The organism is Ewingella sp. C233 (assembly GCF_055407225.1).
The window spans coordinates 236380-252642 of sequence record NZ_JBUZRI010000004.1 but is presented as its reverse complement, the minus strand read 5'-3'; the positions used below and the strand labels follow the sequence as shown (position 1 = coordinate 252642).

Annotated in this window: 12 protein-coding genes; all 12 read right to left on the bottom strand. The window is 58.3% G+C overall.

Going from position 1 to position 16263, the window contains the following annotated elements:
• Nucleotides 1-10: 10 nt before the first annotated feature.
• Nucleotides 11-973, bottom strand: coding sequence for a carbamate kinase (locus tag ACZRKO_RS18660; protein ID WP_463738734.1), 963 nt, complete (start codon nucleotides 971-973; stop codon nucleotides 11-13).
• Nucleotides 970-2379: a YlbE family protein gene (locus ACZRKO_RS18655; RefSeq protein ID WP_463738733.1), complete on the bottom strand. Its 1410-nt coding sequence runs from the start codon at nucleotides 2377-2379 to the stop codon at nucleotides 970-972. Before ACZRKO_RS18655 ends, ACZRKO_RS18660 begins: the two co-directional genes overlap by 4 nt.
• Nucleotides 2379-3917 (bottom strand): acyl-CoA synthetase FdrA, encoded by a 1539-nt coding sequence (gene fdrA, locus ACZRKO_RS18650; RefSeq protein WP_463738732.1) that lies wholly within the window; start codon nucleotides 3915-3917, stop codon nucleotides 2379-2381. The genes ACZRKO_RS18655 and fdrA overlap by 1 nt, the downstream gene beginning before the upstream one ends.
• A gap of 93 nt (nucleotides 3918-4010) precedes the next feature.
• Nucleotides 4011-4808 (bottom strand): oxamate carbamoyltransferase subunit AllH family protein, encoded by a 798-nt coding sequence (locus tag ACZRKO_RS18645; protein WP_463738731.1) that lies wholly within the window; start codon nucleotides 4806-4808, stop codon nucleotides 4011-4013.
• 1 nt (nucleotide 4809) lies between these two features.
• Entirely contained in the window at nucleotides 4810-5484 is a 675-nt protein-coding gene (locus ACZRKO_RS18640) for a cysteine hydrolase family protein (RefSeq protein ID WP_463738730.1), read from the bottom strand.
• 231 nt (nucleotides 5485-5715) lie between these two features.
• Complete coding sequence (gene urtE, locus ACZRKO_RS18635) at nucleotides 5716-6414, bottom strand: urea ABC transporter ATP-binding subunit UrtE (RefSeq protein ID WP_463738729.1); 699 nt, start codon at nucleotides 6412-6414, stop codon at nucleotides 5716-5718.
• A gap of 24 nt (nucleotides 6415-6438) precedes the next feature.
• Nucleotides 6439-7245, bottom strand: coding sequence for an urea ABC transporter ATP-binding protein UrtD (gene urtD, locus ACZRKO_RS18630; RefSeq protein WP_463738728.1), 807 nt, complete (start codon nucleotides 7243-7245; stop codon nucleotides 6439-6441).
• Nucleotides 7245-8318 carry an urea ABC transporter permease subunit UrtC gene (urtC, locus tag ACZRKO_RS18625; protein ID WP_463738727.1) on the bottom strand — a complete coding sequence of 358 codons (1074 nt, stop codon included), beginning with the start codon at nucleotides 8316-8318 and terminating at the stop codon, nucleotides 7245-7247. The genes urtD and urtC overlap by 1 nt, the downstream gene beginning before the upstream one ends.
• On the bottom strand, nucleotides 8318-9886 hold the full coding sequence (gene urtB, locus ACZRKO_RS18620) for an urea ABC transporter permease subunit UrtB (protein ID WP_463738726.1): 1569 nt from the start codon (nucleotides 9884-9886) through the stop codon (nucleotides 8318-8320). The genes urtC and urtB overlap by 1 nt, the downstream gene beginning before the upstream one ends.
• A gap of 660 nt (nucleotides 9887-10546) precedes the next feature.
• A complete protein-coding gene (gene urtA / locus ACZRKO_RS18615; RefSeq protein ID WP_463738725.1) occupies nucleotides 10547-11815 on the bottom strand; it encodes an urea ABC transporter substrate-binding protein in 1269 nt (422 codons plus the stop codon).
• A gap of 50 nt (nucleotides 11816-11865) precedes the next feature.
• Nucleotides 11866-12594 (bottom strand): GntR family transcriptional regulator, encoded by a 729-nt coding sequence (locus tag ACZRKO_RS18610; protein ID WP_463738724.1) that lies wholly within the window; start codon nucleotides 12592-12594, stop codon nucleotides 11866-11868.
• 20 nt (nucleotides 12595-12614) lie between these two features.
• Entirely contained in the window at nucleotides 12615-16253 is a 3639-nt protein-coding gene (uca, locus tag ACZRKO_RS18605) for an urea carboxylase (protein WP_463738723.1), read from the bottom strand.
• Nucleotides 16254-16263 lie beyond the last annotated feature (10 nt).

Below are 16263 nucleotides of genomic sequence, written 5' to 3'. Positions count from 1 at the left end.
CGTTTTATCCTTAAATGTTAGAGATCCAAGTGCCGGTCTGGTGATTGAGTGCCGCTTTTATCGCGTCTGGGGTGGTTATCAACCCCTTGGCACTTTTTCCCTGTTGCTGGCTGTTATTGATAAATTTCACGATGGCCTCGACTTTCGGCTGCATGCTGCCCGCACCAAATTGCCCTTCATGAATAAAAGCTTCGGCCTGAGTCACCGTCAGCTGGCTAAGCCACTGTTGCTGCGGCGTACCGAAGTTCACCGCGACCTGTTCGACACCGGTCGGGATCAGCAGCAGATCGGCGCTGAGCTGTTCGGCTAACAATGCCGATGCCAGATCTTTGTCGATCACGGCTTCCACGCCTTCGAGCTGTTGCCGGGAATTACGGACTACCGGAATACCGCCGCCGCCGCAGGCAATCACAATGCAGCCCTGTGCGAGCAAGGTACTGATGGTTTCACGCTCGAGAATGTCGAGCGGCAGTGGCGAAGGCACGGTTCTGCGCCAGCCGCGCCCGGCGTCTTCGGCGATGCTCCAGCCCAGTTCCTGCTGACGCTGGCGCGCGATATGTTCATCCATAAAAGCGCCAACCGGTTTGATCGGGTGTTGAAACGCGGGATCTTCTGCGCTGACCAGCGTCTGCGTCACGAGCGCCACAACCGGGCGTGAAATGCCACGTTTTTGCAGCTCGTTCAGCAGGGCTTTCTGGAACATATAGCCAATCGCACCCTGCGTATCGCCGACCGCGTAATCAAGCGGCACCGGCGCCACTTCGCTGGCAGCCAGCTCTGAGCGGCGCAGAATAAATCCGACCTGCGGGCCATTACCGTGAGTCAGGACTACGTCCCAACCCGCTTCAATCATATCGACGACAGGACGGACGCTTTCGACCACTGCCTGATACTGGTCAGGAATACTGTTTTTCTGTTCATTGACGATCAGCGCATTGCCGCCGACGGCCACTACGGCTAACGGTGTGTTCATGCCGGGATCTCCTGAGCCAGCGCCTGAAGGGCATCGACAAAACAGGACATCGGCGCGGTGGTAATGCCCGCGCCAATCTGACCGACGCCCGCCTGTTTGTGGGCGATGCCGGTATTGATGATCGGAAGGATGCCGCGGTCGGCGACTTTACGGGCGTCGATACCCGCAGCGGTCGGCGCGAAATTCAGCGCAGGCAGGGTAAATGCCGGATTACCGCCAAGGGTGATTAACTGCATTTTGCGGCTGTTATTAGAAGCATCGGCTGGCGTTCCGCCGACGAATTTCACAATGGCCGGAGACGATGCCATTGCAAAGCCACCGACACCGGCTGTTTCGGTGATGGCGCTGTCACCCAGATCGGCGGCGGCGTCTTCCACGCCGTAGCCTGGGAAGAACAAGCCTTCCACCGGATTGGCCGGTGCCTGATACCAGCGGTCGCCGGTGCCGGAAAGACGTATGCCGAAATTAACGCCGTTACGCGCCATAACGGTGACCATCGAGCTGTAAGGCACGCCAGCGGCGGCATCCATCATCGCTTTGCAGGCAGCCATCGACAGATTGAGGAAGAAGTGATCGTTGCCGGTGATAAATTCCACGCAGCGTTGCAACTGAGCCAGCGGCAGGCCGCAGTCGAGCAGCGCAGGCACCAGACGTTTGATCAGCAATCCTGTCGCCGCCGCGTTGCGGTTATGCACTTCGTCGCCCATGTGCAGCGCCTGTGCCATCAGCGGTTTCAGTTCCAGCTCGCCGATGTGATGAACAGCGGCTTTCATGGCCGGTGCCAGTTCTTCGCTCATCCATTTCAGGCGTTGCAATACATCGTCGCTGTTGGCGCCGAAGCGTAAAACCTTGCCCAGTCCTTCGTTGAAATTGCTGTACGCCCGCTGGCCGTTGGTTTTATTTTCAATCACCCACAGCGGCATTGACGGGCTGATAATCCCGGCCATCGGGCCGACGGCGTGATAATGATGGCAAGGCTCGAGGTCAATTTTTCCTGATTCGATTATGCGTTCGGCATGTTGATGATCGGTTGCCCAGCCTTCTAACAGAACGGCACCGATAATCGCGCCTTTCACCGGGCCGCACATATCCGGCCAGGCAATCGGCGGGCCGGAGTGCAGGATCAGTTTACGTCCGGCCATTGCCGGGATCGCTTCGCGGGCGGACAGCACATCAACCAGCGCCGGTTGAGCGCTGAGATACCGTGCGAACGCCATCTCATTGGCTTTTTCTACCCGCGGATGGCGCAGCAGTTGCGCCAGTTCCAGACCGGCTTCAATATTGCCCAGCGCAGGCGGCTGCCAGCTGAGTGGCACGACGTCGCCACCGGCGTTTTTCAGGTTGTCAGCAAAGCTGTTCAGACCGGCATTGACCACGCAAAGTGGCTGATTCAGTAACGTATTCATTATTGTGCTTCCTTCTTTTCAGCCTGAATGCGGGCAATCTGGCTGGCCCACAGCGCGGCCTGCGCATTACATTCGGCAACCAAAACGCCAGCTTTGCGCAATGCGGCTATCTGACGTGAACGTTGTTGCGGATCGGCTTCGGTACCGCAGACGTGGGCGACCAGCATCGGGCGTTGGTCACGCGGATGCTGCGCGAGAATTTCCAGCAACTCGGTTGCCGGTTCCGCGGCGGCGCCGTAACCGAGTACCAGATCAAACAGCAGAACGGCGGTGTGCGGATCGTTTAATTCGGCGGCAATGCGCTGATTGCGCAGGGTTGGGTCGATCATCGGGTGCGGTTTACCACGGGTGTAATCGTCATCGCCCATGTCGATCACGGTGTGACCGCTGCTGCGCCACAAATCATCGGGCTTTTTGTTGCCAAAAACCGGCGTGTTGGAGGTCGCGCTGAAACCCTGCCGCTGACAAATCAGCTGGCTTTCATAACAGAAGGTGCCACCGGCAAAGACGCCGCGAATATCGGTGCGCGTTGCCGGTAATTCATGGCATTGCTCAGGGCTGATGATGTCGCCGAATTCTGTCACTGAGGGTTTGCCATCAAGCAGTGCCACAGCCATATCAGCGGCTTGCGCTAAAGTGGTGGCAGCGAAAACGCGATCGCGGGTGATATCTGCGGGGTTGGCACCGAGGAAATTCACCACCACCGTTTTGCCACAGGCGCTTGCCTGCTCAAGAATACGTTCTGCCACGTCGCGGGCTGGCGGTTTGGAAATCAGTACGATGACCTGCGTTTGCGGGTCTTCGGCCAGCATCTGCAAGCCGTAGAGCATAGAAATGCCGCCGATCTCTTCGTGCAGGTCATGTCCGCCGGTGCCGAGGGCCTGAGAAATCCCTGCGCCGAGGTGATCCACGCGGCAGGTGACTTCTTGTACGCCGGTCCCCGACGCGCCGATGACACCAATCGCGCCACGGTTGATGACGTTAGCGAAGCCCAGCGGCATGCCGTTGATGATCGCGGTACCGCAGTCCGGGCCCATCACCAGCCGGTTCTTTTGGCGTGCCAGCGTTTTGATCTGTTTTTCCTGCGCCAGACTGACGTTATCGCTGAACAGCATCACGTTCATATCCAGCTGCAATGCTTTCATTGCTTCGGCGGCGGCGTAATCGCCGGGCACGGAAATCAGTGCCAGATTGATTTCGGGATGGCGTTCCAGCGCCATATCCAGACTCACCAGATTAGGCGCGAATACGCCGTCTATGGCGGCTTCCTGCGGTTTGCTGCTGAGCAGTTCGCGCGCCAGCGTTATGGCATTGTTGCAGGCTGCTTCGTCGCCCATGACGGCGATAATCAGATCATTGGGACCGGCCTTGACGTCATTACCCAGCCCGACGTCGGCCAGCTGCGCCAGATTAGTTTGTGTCCCCATCACTACCGATGCCTGTTCAATGCCCGGTTGTTTATTAATTTTGGCAGAGATTTGCATCAGCGAAACAGAGTCCTGATACATGTTATTGAAAACCTGATACATGACACTCATAACAATTACCTGTGTTCTTAATGCCTGATTTTCAGGCAAAGGGATCCCGTGCCGGAGAGGTGAAAGGCATCCGGCATGAAGAAAAAAGAGTGATTACAACGCGGTCTGGAGCGTGCGCATTCCGTGCAGGAGACCGGCCAGACAATCCGTTCCTGAGCTGGCACCGCACTGCATAACGTTCTGAGCCGCTGCCGTAATTTGTGCGTGGCTGGCGGGAAGTGTCAGCAGCGCAAGCAGTCCACACAATGGCTCAGAGAAATGCCCGTGTAGCGCGCGCCGGAGATAATGCGCGCTGATGTCGTTGGTCCAAACGAGCTGCCCGGCGATAATCTGCTGGATCTGACGGGCATGTCCGGCGATGGCTGCGACCTCCTGCCACCGCCATAGTGCGGCCAGATAACCGAGCAGATAGTCGTCGCCGTCCGGCGTCAATCCGCGTCCGAAGCCGATCAACCTCGCCACCTGAAACGTCAGTTGATCGAGGGGATCGTGCAGCGAAATCAGCGGCTGGCGCTTCGAACTGTCACCACCGGGCAGCAGCATTAATTCGCTTTCCACCGGCTGTTTACCCAGTTCGTCCGCCAGCGTGGCGTAGTGCAGTGGTTTTTCTGCGGTCTGTGCTAACCGAAGTTTCGGTTGCCAGATATCAGCGCTATCCAGCCCCGCCAGTTTGCCGCTCATTTCCCGCCAGTCCCAGGAAGGCGGCAGTTGAAGGCGTACTGCATCGGGAAGGTTCGGATACCGGCTGGCATCGAGCAGCGTCAGCAGGTGTCCGTCATCTGCCATGAAATTCATCGCGTACTGAAAGCGGCTATGAATTTTCAGTTGCAGCCCGGTCTGAGTCAGCCGCTGCTCAGCCAGATAACCGACGGACACGATGGGCAGATCCACGTTACGCCTTCGCGTTTAAGGCGCTGACGATAGCATTGGCATCGCTGACCCAGCCGAAAATGGCGCCCTGCGCTTTGATCATCTCCAGTGCGTATTTCTGGAATTCAGGAAAATAGGAGCCGACGCAGTCCTGAGGAATGATGCACTCAAAGCCGCGATCGTTGGCTTCGCGCACGGTGGTGGTGACGCACACTTCGGTGGTCACGCCGCAGACGATGAGGGTTTTGACGCCGTGGTTTTGCAGCACCAAATGCAGGTCGGTTTGATAAAACGCACCTTTGCCCGGTTTATCGATAACCGGTTCACCGGCCACCGGATAGAGCTCAGGAATGATGTCGTGACCGGCTTCACCGCGCACCAGAATGCGGCCCATCGGTCCTTTGGTACCGATAAATGTCTGGCCACCACGGGTCAGTTTAGCTGGCGGGCAGTCGCTCAGGTCAGCGCGGTGTCCTTCTCGTGTGTGAATAACCAACATGTCGTGAGCACGTGCGGCATCCAGCACTTTTTTGCACGGCGCAATGGCGGTGCGCACTAACGAAACATCGTTGCCCAGTGCTTCGCCAAACCCGCCGGGTTCAACGAAATCACGCTGCATGTCGATCATGACCAGTGCGGTGGTTTGCGGATCAAAAGGTAACGCGAAAGGTTCGGCCTGAAATTTATGCGTTGTCATCGTCAATCTCCTGAACATCCAATGTGGGGAAATAAGTCTCTGGGGGAAGTATAAGGAGGTCAGCGGGCGGCAACAGCGAAATGATTTACCGGCCAGCGCCGAATATTTTGCAGTGGGATTTTTCGGCAGAAATAAGTGTGAGGCAGCGCAAATGCCCACGGCGCGCAGCAAATAATTTGATGCTGGCACGCCGTTGATGGGGGAAAATTTGTTGAAGGAGTGTGATACGGGTTAAATCGCCACCAACCCCCGCACACCTTCCGCCTCCATTTCTTCCCCGCGACCGCGTTTCACGATGCTGCCACGAGACATTACAAGGTAACTGTCGGCCAGATCGGCGGCGAAATCGTAGAATTGCTCGACCAGTAAAATCGCCATATCGCCTTTGGCGGCCAGCTGTTTGATCACTGCGCTAATTTCTTTGATGACCGACGGCTGAATGCCTTCGGTGGGTTCGTCGAGGATCAACAGTCCCGGTTTGCAGGCCAGCGCCCGGCCAATCGCCAACTGCTGCTGCTGGCCGCCGGATAAATCACCGCCACGGCGGTGCTTCATTTCCAGCAGAACGGGGAACAGACGGTAGATTTCGTCCGGTACCTGCTTCGCGTTGCTGCCAGAAAAGCGCGACAGCCCCATCAACAGATTTTCCTCCACCGTCAGGCGCGGAAATATCTCGCGGCCTTGGGGGACATAGGCAATTCCCGCTTGTACCCGCTGATGCGGTTTGCGGGTGTTGATCACCTGATCCTGCCAGCTGATGGTGCCGGATTTGGCCGGGATCAGCCCCATCAGGCATTTCAGCAACGTGGTTTTACCGACGCCATTGCGCCCGAGCAGGCAGGTGACTTCGCCGATTTTCGCCTCAAACGACAGGCCGCGCAGAATGTGGCTGCCACCGTAAAACTGATTCAGTTCATTGACTTGCAACATGTATGTTTTTCCTCGGGAAAAGCCTCAGCGTCCTAAATAGACATCAATAACCCGCTCGTTAGCCTGGACCTGTTTCAGCGAACCTTCTGCCAGCACCTGCCCCTGATGCAGTACGGTGACATGGTCCGCGATGCTCTCCACAAACCCCATATCGTGCTCGACCACCATCAGCGAATGTTTGCCCGAAAGCTGTTTGAACAGCTCGGCGGTGTATTCGGTTTCGGCGTCGGTCATGCCTGCGGCCGGTTCGTCCAGCAGCAGCAAATGAGGCTCCTGGACCAGCAACATGCCGATTTCCAGAAACTGCTTTTGCCCATGCGACAGCAAACCGGCCGGACGGTAGCGTTCCGCCGCCAGCCGCAACGTGCCGAGCATTTCATCGATACGGTCACGCTGCTCACTGTTCATTTTGGCGCGCAGACAGGCCCACACCGATTTATTGGTTTTCTGCGCGATCTCCAGATTTTCGAATACGGTCAGCGCTTCAAACACCGTGGGTTTCTGGAATTTACGGCCAATACCAGACTGGGCAATCTGTACCGGGTCCAGCCGGGTGAGATCCGTGCGTTGATCGTAAAACACGCTGCCGCTTTGCGGACGGGTTTTGCCGGTGATCACATCCATCAGCGTGGTTTTTCCTGCGCCATTCGGGCCGATCACACAACGCAGTTCGCCTACGCCAATGTTGAGCGATAAGTTGGTCAGTGCCTTAAAACCGTCAAAGCTGACGTTGATGTTTTGCAGCTGCAAAATCGGGTCGGTCTGTTCGCGGTGCCTGTCCGCCAGATGCGGCTGAGTGAAAAGCTCTTCGGTCATGGTCATGGAATTCATCAGAATTTCCTCTTACGCAGCAGGCCAATTACGCCGTGCGGCAGGAAAAGCGTCACGACAATGAACATGCCGCCGAGTACAAACTGCCAGTATTCGGGGATGGCGACCGTGAACCAGCTTTTGGCACCATTGACGATGCCCGCGCCAAGAATCGGGCCTATCAGCGTGCCGCGCCCGCCGAGCGCTACCCAAATGGCGGCTTCGATGGAGTTGGTCGGTGACATTTCGCTGGGGTTAATAATGCCGACCTGCGGCACGTACAGCGCGCCCGCCAGACCGCACAGCATCGCGGAGACCGTCCAGACGAACAGCTTGAACCCTTTCGGATCATAGCCGCAGAAGATCAGCCGGTTTTCGGCGTCACGCACGGCAGTCAGCACGCGGCCATACTTGCTGCGCGCCAGCGCAAAGCCGAGCGCCAGACTGAAAACCAGCACCAGCACGGTCATCAAAAATAACCCGATACGGGTGCCGGTGGCGGTGACCTGAAAACCGAGCAAGGTAGTGAAACCGGTGAAGCCGTTGTTACCACCGAAGCCCGTTTCATTGCGGAAAAATAGCAGCATACCGGCGTAGGTCAGTGCCTGCGTCATGATGGAAAAATAGACGCCTTTGATTTTGGAACGGAAAGCGAAGTAGCCGAACACAAACGCCAGCGCACCGGGTACCAGCACGATCAGGCACAGCGCCCAGGCAAAATGCTGAGTGCCGGCCCAGAACCACGGCAGTTCGGTCCACGACAGAAACGACATAAAGTCCGGCAGCCCGCTGCCTGCGGCCTGGCGCATCAAATACATGCCCATCGCGTAGCCGCCGAGCGCAAAAAACAGCCCGTGACCGAGCGACAGCAAACCGGCGTAACCCCAGACCAGATCGAGGGCGATCGCGACGATCGCATAACAGAGGATCTTGCCGACCAGCGTCAGCGTGTAAGTGGAGATCGACAGCGGATTCTCTGGGGGCAGAAGCGCCAGAAACGGCATGATAATGAGTGCGGCCAGCGCCAGAACGCCCACGGCAATCGCAATCTTCGGCGCTTTTTGTACGCCGGTAATCGTCAGCGGCTGGCTCATCAGTCAATCACCCTGCCTTTGAAGGCGAAGAGTCCCTGCGGACGTTTCTGGATAAACAGGATTATCAGCGCGAGGATCAGGATTTTGCCCAGTACCGCGCCGATTTCCGGCTCAAGAATTTTGTTCACTATGCCCAGACCAAAGGCCGCCACCACGGTGCCAGCCAGTTGCCCGACGCCGCCGAGCACCACCACCAGGAAGGAATCGATGATGTAGCCCTGACCGAGTTCCGGCCCGACGTTACTCAGCTGCGACAGCGCGACGCCGCCCAGACCGGCGATGCCGGAGCCGAGGCCGAACGCCAGCATATCGACGCGGCCGGTCGGCACGCCGCAGCAGGCTGCCATCGCACGGTTTTGCGTCACGGCGCGCACGTTCATGCCGAGCCGGGTTTTATTGAGCAGCAGCCAGGTCAGGCCGAGCACTAACAATACGAAGATAATCACCGCGATGCGGTTGTACGGCAGCACCAGATTAGGCAGTAGCTGAATGCCGCCGGAGAGCCAGCCGGGGTTCGCCACTTCAAGATTCTGCGCCCCAAACAGTACGCGCACGCCCTGAATCAGGATCAGACTGATGCCCCAGGTCGCCAGCAGTGTTTCCAGCGGACGACCATATAAATGGCGGATCACCGTGCGCTCCAGCGCCATACCCATTCCGGCGGTAATGAAAAACGCCACCGGCAGCGCGACCAGCGGATACATCGCCAGCAGCCCCGGCGCATAGTGCTGAAACAGCGACTGCACCATATAAGTGGAATAGGAACCGAGCATCAGCATCTCGCCATGCGCCATGTTGATCACGCCGAGCAGGCCATAGGTGATCGCCAGCCCTAGCGCAGCGAGCAGCAGAATCGAGCCGAGCGACAAACCGGTAAAGGCCTGCCCGAGCAGATCGCCTATCAGCAACCGGTGCTGCACCGCTTTCAGGCTGACAACGGCGGCGGCACGCACCGTAGCGTCGGCTTCAGTTTTCGGATCGGTCAGGCTTTGCAGGCGCCCCTGTGTATCCGGATCGCCGGAGGTGCCGAGCAGCTCGACGGCTTTCAGACGTACCTGCGGATTCGCATCCGCCAGTTGTAAATTCGCCAGCGCGATGGTCAGCGCATCGTGAACAGCGCCGTCTTTCTCCAGCGCCAGACGCTGCGTCAGCAGCGGTAACTGGTCAGCCTGCGCTTCACGTTGTAGTGATTTTGCCGCCTGTAAACGCACGGCACTGTCGGCGCTGACTAAACGGTGTGCGGAGAGCGCATTAGCAATCAAAATACGCAGGCGGTTGTTCAGCCACACTTTTTTGGTGTCGCCCTGCGGTTTGGCATCACCCTCCAGCGGTGTCAGCACCATGCCGTTTTGCGCAAAGGCGTGTTTGGCGTCGTCGGTCACCACGTTTTCCTGCTTCAGTGCCTCAAGCAGCGGCAAACGTTCCGGCTGCGGATCCGCCGCCCATTGCTGCAATAACGTGGCCTGCTGGCTGCGGGTCGCGGCAGCAAACTCGTTGGCGGGGCCAGCGTGAACAAGCCATGGCAGGCAGCCAAGCAGGAAAAGCAGAGATCGAAGTAAAGTTTTCATTATGTCTTCGCCATAAAAGTTATGTTCCTAACACCGCGGGCTTGCAGCCCACACCCACCAAGACCTTGGGCTCGCCGCCCAAACTGGCCCAAAGGAGGCATAAACGTGCCTCCTTTGGAATCCTGCGTTTTTCTCTGAGGCACCGACAGCTCCGCGCCATGCAGGCACCGTGTGCCAGGGGCTTCCGTTCTCGCCGCAAAATGCCGCCGCTACGCGGTGCCTTCGCTGCGGGATTCCAACCCGCGCAAAAAGACGCGCGGTTTTCCACCTCTTGCTCAGCGGAATTTTTGACTGCGGCCTGGAGGCTATGTAAGTCAAAAGAAAACAGCAGCCCAAGCTGCTTTTGACCTTAAAAATGCCTCAAAGGCGCAGTCAAAACGACGTCGAATGAACGGTGAGAAACCGCTCGGGTCTTTTTTCGAGCGGGTCCGAACCTGAAATGAGAGCACCGCGCAGCGGCGACGTTTGCGCCGTGAGCGAAAGCTCCTGAAACACGTTCCCTGCCAGCAGCGATAGCTGTCGGTGTCACAACCAAAAAGGCGCGGGATGTCCAGAAGGGGCGCGCCTTGGCGCTCCTTCTGGGCCAGTTTGGGCGGCGAGCCCAAGGTTTTAGGGTGTGGGCCGCAAGCCCACAGTCTTAGCGGGCGAGGGCAGCCAGCCCTAGTTAGTCGTTTTCACTGGCGTCTCCGCCTTTTTATCGTTCCCAGCGATGTACGGACTCCACGGCTGGGCGCGGATAGCTTTGTCGGTCTGCCAGACCACGTTGAACTGCCCGTTGGCTTCGATTTCGCCGATCATCACCGGTTTGTGCAGGTGATGATTGGTTGCATCCATGGTCAGCGTGAAACCAGACGGTGCGGCGAAGGTCTGCCCGGCCATGGCGGCGCGGACTTTATCGACGTCGGTCGTTCCGGCTTTCTCAACGGCCTGTGCCCACATATGAATACCGACGTAAGTCGCTTCCATCGGGTCATTGGTCACCGCGCTGTCGGCGTTCGGCAGTTTGTGGGCTTTGGCGTAAGCCTTCCATTCGGCGACAAATTTCTTGTTGGTTGGGTTATCGACAGACTCAAAGTAGTTCCACGCCGCGAGGTCACCCACCAGCGGTTTGGTATCGATGCCGCGCAGTTCTTCTTCGCCGACGGAGAACGCCACCACTGGCACGTCGGTCGCTTTCACGCCCTGGTTCGCCAGCTCTTTGTAGAACGGCACGTTGGAATCGCCGTTGATGGTGGAGATGACTGCGGTTTTACCGCCTGCCGAGAATTTCTTAATGTTGGACACAATGGTCTGGTAATCGCTGTAACCGAACGGCGTATAAACTTCTTCGATGTCGCTGTCTTTCACACCTTTGGAATGCAGGAAGGCACGCAGAATTTTGTTGGTGGTGCGCGGATAAACGTAGTCCGTGCCGAGCAGGAAGAAGCGTTTGGCTGCGCCGCCGTCTTCGCTCATCAGATATTCCGTTGCCGGGATCGCCTGCTGGTTGGGCGCAGCACCGGTATAAAACACGTTCGGCGACATCTCTTCGCCTTCGTACTGCACCGGATAGAACAGCAGGCCGTTCAGCTCTTCGAACACCGGCAGCACCGATTTACGCGACACCGACGTCCAGCAGCCGAACACCACGGCGACTTTATCCTGCGTCAGCAACTGGCGGGCTTTTTCGGCGAACAGCGGCCAGTTAGAGGCCGGATCAACCACCACCGGTTCCAGCTTTTTACCCAGCACGCCGCCGTGGGCGTTGATGTCGTCAATGGTCATCAGCGCGATGTCTTTAAGCGGCGTTTCAGAAATCGCCATGGTGCCGGAAAGCGAATGCATGATACCGACTTTGATGGTATCGGCCGCCTGCGCGCTCCAGGCTAACCCCATGCTGACTACGGTGGCGGAGAGGGCGAAGGCTTTAATAAAATGTCGACGATGCATAGAGAAACCCCTGTTAGGTTATGGAACAAATCGAAAGTTTTTTATAAAAGTCATGATGGGTTGCCCTCATCATTTCTGGCCTGATGCAGCATATGCAGCGTGATTTTTCGCACCTCGGCTTTACTGACGGCAATGTGGTCGTGTAGCTGGCGTTGAGCCTCCTGGGTTTGCTGTTGCATGATGGCAAGCAGAATGCTTGCGTGTTCGTGATACGTGGCATCGACCCGCGACGTTTTGGTGAAATCCAGGCGGCGGATGATGCGGATTTTTTCTGTCAGGTCGCGGTGGATGCGGGCTATTTCGGCATTGCCTGCGGCTTCAACCAGCGTCATATGAAAGGCTTCGTCGAAGCGCGATACTGTCTGGCCGTCATCAAGGCGCGGTTCGTCAATCCAGAAGCTTTTAAGCGCCGCGAGCTGCACCGGCTGAGCCTCCGGTTTCAGCGCACACAAGCGCTTCACCGCCTCCAGTTCCAGCACAATGCGCAGGTCGTAAAGCTGTTCGAAATAGTCGAAATCGAACGGTCTGACCTGCCAGCCGCTGCGGAAAAACACTTCGACATAGCCCTCGCGTTCCAGCCAGAACAGCGCCTGACGCACCGGCGTACGGCTGGTTTCCATACGTCCGGCAATGTCATTTTCACTGAACCGGTCGCCCGGCATCAGATGGAAGTTAAAAATGTCGTCCTTCAGTTGCAGGTAAATTCGCTCAGCCAGCCCTTCCGGACGTGCCTTGCTGCGTTTTTTGTCTGTGGTGCTGCGTGAGCCGGTCAGTTGCATAGCGATTCCTGATGAAAGACTTACGCGGATTGCGCGACGTCCAGCCACAGCAGTGCGTCACCGGGCCCGACCGGGCGGCCCTGCTGACAGCTGATTTTGCTGACGGTACCGGCGCAGGGCGCATAGACCGATAGCTCCATTTTCATTGCTTCCACCACAACCAGCGCCTGCCCGGCTTCGACCTGCTGGCCGGGTTCGACCAGAATCTTCCACACGCTACCATTCAGATCTGCGCTGACCAGATGACCCTGCTGGTCGCCGTCATCTTCGATAATTTCCACCGCGTTGGATGCGGCATCGACGGCGGCACTCTCCTGCGCGGCCCAGTGCGCCACCTCGGTGGTGAAAGCGTCAGACTGGCGGGTGCGGAAGTCGGCGATATCGGCGGCATTGTCGGCAAGGAATTGGGTATATTGCGCAAAATCGAACTCAGTCTCTTCGATGTGTACCTGCGCGCGGCCTTCGCGGAACGCATCGCGCCGGGCGTCGAGTTCGGCTTCGGTGACTTCATAGAAACGCACCTGATCGAAGAAGTGCAGCAGCCACGGCTCGCCGTTCTGGAACTGCTGATTCTTCAGGAAAGTATTCCAGATAGGCAGCGTGCGGCCGACCAACTGATAGCCGCCCGGCGAGTCCATGCCGTAGATGCACATGTACATCCCGCCGATGCCGACCGTGCCTTCGGCAGTGTATGAGCGCGCCGGGTTGTATTTGGAGCTCAGCAGGCGATGGCGCGGATCTACCGGCACCGCGCACGGCGCGCCGAGATAGACATCACCCAGACCGAGGATCAGATAGCTGGCGTCGAAGATGATTTTTTTCACCTCTTCGCGGCTCGCCAGCCCGTTGGTGCGCTGGATGAAATCGACGTTATTCGGCAGCCACGGCGCTTCGCTGCGCACGGTTTGCTGATAGCGTTCGACCGCGCCGAGCGTGGCGGAGTCCTCAAATGCCATCGGCATATGCACGATGCGGGTCGGAATTTTGAGCTGGCTGACGTCCGCCAGATCCTGCTCAAGCTCCAGCAAGTGAGAGAGCAGGGCCGATTGGTGGAGCACGCGGCTGTTATAGCGCACCTGTAGCGAACGCACGCCCGGCGACAGTTCTTCAATGCCCGGCTCTGCGGCGGCGCGGATGGCTTTCATCAGCAGATAGAGGCGCAGACGCAGGGCCAGATCCAGTACGTTGTCGCCGTACTCAATCAGCACGTAGCCATCGCCTGCCTGACGGTATTGCACCGACGGACGGCCTTCGCCAGCAGGCAGATCAGCCAGCACCGTCGCTGACGCCGTGGTCTGTGGCAGCAGCGACGGCGTTGCCAGTTTCATGGCATCAATAGGCATCAGCGAATCCACCATGCCCTGCTGCGCCAGTTCCAGCGCCTGCGCCTGTTCGAAACTGATTGGGTGGAAGCGGATTTTATCCCCCGGTTTCACCTGACCGACTTTCCACAATTCGGCCTTGGCGATGGTTACCGGGCAGACGAAACCGCCGAGGCTTGGCCCGTCGCGGGTCAGGATCACCGGGAAGTCGCCGGTAAAGTTAATCGCACCGATGGCATATTCGCAGTCATGCACGTTCGAAGGGTGCAATCCGGCTTCGCCGCCGTCCTGCCGCGCCCATTGCGGTTTTGGGCCACTCAGGCGTACACCGAGGCGGTTGGAGTTGTAGTGCACCTGCCATTCGGCCTCAAAAAAGGCGTCGATAGATTCTTTGGTGAAGAAATCCGGTGCGCCGTGCGGACCGTACAGCACGCCGATATTCCACACGTTGTCGTAAGACGGCACGATGTGCGGCGCGGCGGCCTGTGGCAAATCCACCGGTGCTGGCGTGGTACATGCGGCTAATTCTGGTTGCGAAACGGTCAGCATGTCGGCGACGCGCAGGGTGCGCCCCGCATGGCCGCCAAACTGGCCGAGGGCAAAGGTCGAGCGGCTGCCGAGATACACTGGCACGTCGAAGCCGTTACGCACGGCAAGATAGGTACGGCAGCCCTGTGTAGCGCGGCCCAGCGTTAAAGTCTGCCCGGCTTTTATGTTCACCGGCTGCCAGTACGCGACGCTTTCGCCGTCGATGTCGGCCGGACAGGTGGCACCGGTCAGCGCGAGGGTGGCGTCGCAATGAAAGCGCAGCGTCGGGCCCTGTAATGTGAATTCCAGACCGGCTGCGTCACGGTGATTACCGACGATGCGGTTGGCGAGGCGAAAGGCAAAATCATCCATTGGCCCGGACGGTGGTACACCGATATTCCAGTAACCGAGGCGGCCTGGGTAGTCCTGAATGCTGCTGTAGGTGCCGGGAGCGAGCACCTCGATGGCCTGCGGCGCGTAGTCGAAGGTATCGAGCATGCGCGTCCACATTTCGCCCGCGTGGAACACCGGCGTGGCAATCACCTGACGCAGATAATCAATATTGGTGGCAATGCCGTGCAGGCGGGTGGCGGCCAGCGCGGAGGACATTTTTGCCAGCGCGTCCTCACGGTCGGCACCGTGAACAATCAGCTTGGCGATCATCGGGTCATAAAAAGCGGAGACTTCGCTGCCGGTGGAGACCCAGCCGTCAACGCGTACATCGTCAGGAAACACCACTTCGGTCAGCACGCCGGGGCTTGGCTGGAAGTTTTTCAGTGGGTCTTCGGCGTAAATACGGACTTCCATTGATGCGCCCTGCGGGGCTTTTTTCATCGCGGCCCAGTCCAGCGGCTGATCGGCGGCGACCCGCAGCATACATTCGATCAAATCAAGCCCGGTGACCATTTCGGTGACCGGATGCTCAACCTGTAAGCGGGTATTCACTTCGAGGAAATAAAAGGCATCGCGCGCCGGGTCATAAATAAATTCCACGGTACCCGCGCTGCGGTAGCTGACTGACTCACCCAACTGTACGGCGGCGCGGTGTAAGGCTTCGCGGGTGGCCTGCGGCAGATTCGGTGCCGGGGTTTCTTCTACTACCTTTTGATTGCGGCGTTGCAGCGAACAGTCGCGTTCCCCGAGTGCCACGACGCGGCCTTTGCCGTCGCCAAAAATCTGTACTTCGACGTGACGGGCGCGATCCACAAAGCGCTCAAGGAAAACACCGGCGTCGCGGAAAAAGTGTTCACCAAGGCGTTTCACGCTGTCCCACGCGGCGCGCAGGGCGGCTTCGTCCTCGCAGCGTGTCAGGCCGATACCGCCGCCGCCAGCGGTGCTTTTAAGCATGATCGGATAGCCGATCTGCGCGGCGGATTTTACGGCGTCTTCCATGCTGCCGAGCAAACCGGTGCCGGGCGTCATCGGTACATTGGCGGCACCGGCCAGTTCACGGGCGCGGTGTTTCAGACCGAATTCACGGATCTGCGCGGCGCTCGGGCCAATAAAGGCGATATCGGCAGCTTCACAAGCATCGGCAAATTCTGCGCTCTCGGACAAAAAACCGTATCCCGGATAAATCGCCTGCGCGCCGGTTTCTGTCGCGGCGGCCAGAATTTTGTCGATCATCAGGTAGCTGTCGCTGGCCTTGTCGCCGCCGAGTGCAATCGCGATGTCGGCGTCGGCTACGTGTGGCGCATTACGGTCGGCGTCGGAATAGACGGCGACGCTGGTCACCCCCAGACGCTTCAGGGTGCGGATGGCGCGGCAGGCGATTTCGCCACGGTTGGCAATCAATACAGTCGTGAACATCGTGTGGCTC

Excerpts from the sequence above, each read along its gene's own strand:
- ACZRKO_RS18660 (WP_463738734.1), bottom strand. The coding sequence starts at position 973 with ATGAACACACCGTTAGCCGTAGTGGCCGTCGGCGGCAATGCGCTGATC.
- ACZRKO_RS18655 (WP_463738733.1), bottom strand. The coding sequence starts at position 2,379 with ATGAATACGTTACTGAATCAGCCACTTTGCGTGGTCAATGCCGGTCTG.
- fdrA (WP_463738732.1), bottom strand. The coding sequence starts at position 3,917 with ATGAGTGTCATGTATCAGGTTTTCAATAACATGTATCAGGACTCTGTT.
- ACZRKO_RS18640 (WP_463738730.1), bottom strand. The coding sequence starts at position 5,484 with ATGACAACGCATAAATTTCAGGCCGAACCTTTCGCGTTACCTTTTGAT.
- urtE (WP_463738729.1), bottom strand. The coding sequence starts at position 6,414 with ATGTTGCAAGTCAATGAACTGAATCAGTTTTACGGTGGCAGCCACATT.
- urtD (WP_463738728.1), bottom strand. The coding sequence starts at position 7,245 with ATGAATTCCATGACCATGACCGAAGAGCTTTTCACTCAGCCGCATCTG.
- urtC (WP_463738727.1), bottom strand. The coding sequence starts at position 8,318 with ATGAGCCAGCCGCTGACGATTACCGGCGTACAAAAAGCGCCGAAGATT.
- urtB (WP_463738726.1), bottom strand. The coding sequence starts at position 9,886 with ATGAAAACTTTACTTCGATCTCTGCTTTTCCTGCTTGGCTGCCTGCCA.
- urtA (WP_463738725.1), bottom strand. The coding sequence starts at position 11,815 with ATGCATCGTCGACATTTTATTAAAGCCTTCGCCCTCTCCGCCACCGTA.
- ACZRKO_RS18610 (WP_463738724.1), bottom strand. The coding sequence starts at position 12,594 with ATGCAACTGACCGGCTCACGCAGCACCACAGACAAAAAACGCAGCAAG.
- uca (WP_463738723.1), bottom strand. The coding sequence starts at position 16,253 with ATGTTCACGACTGTATTGATTGCCAACCGTGGCGAAATCGCCTGCCGC.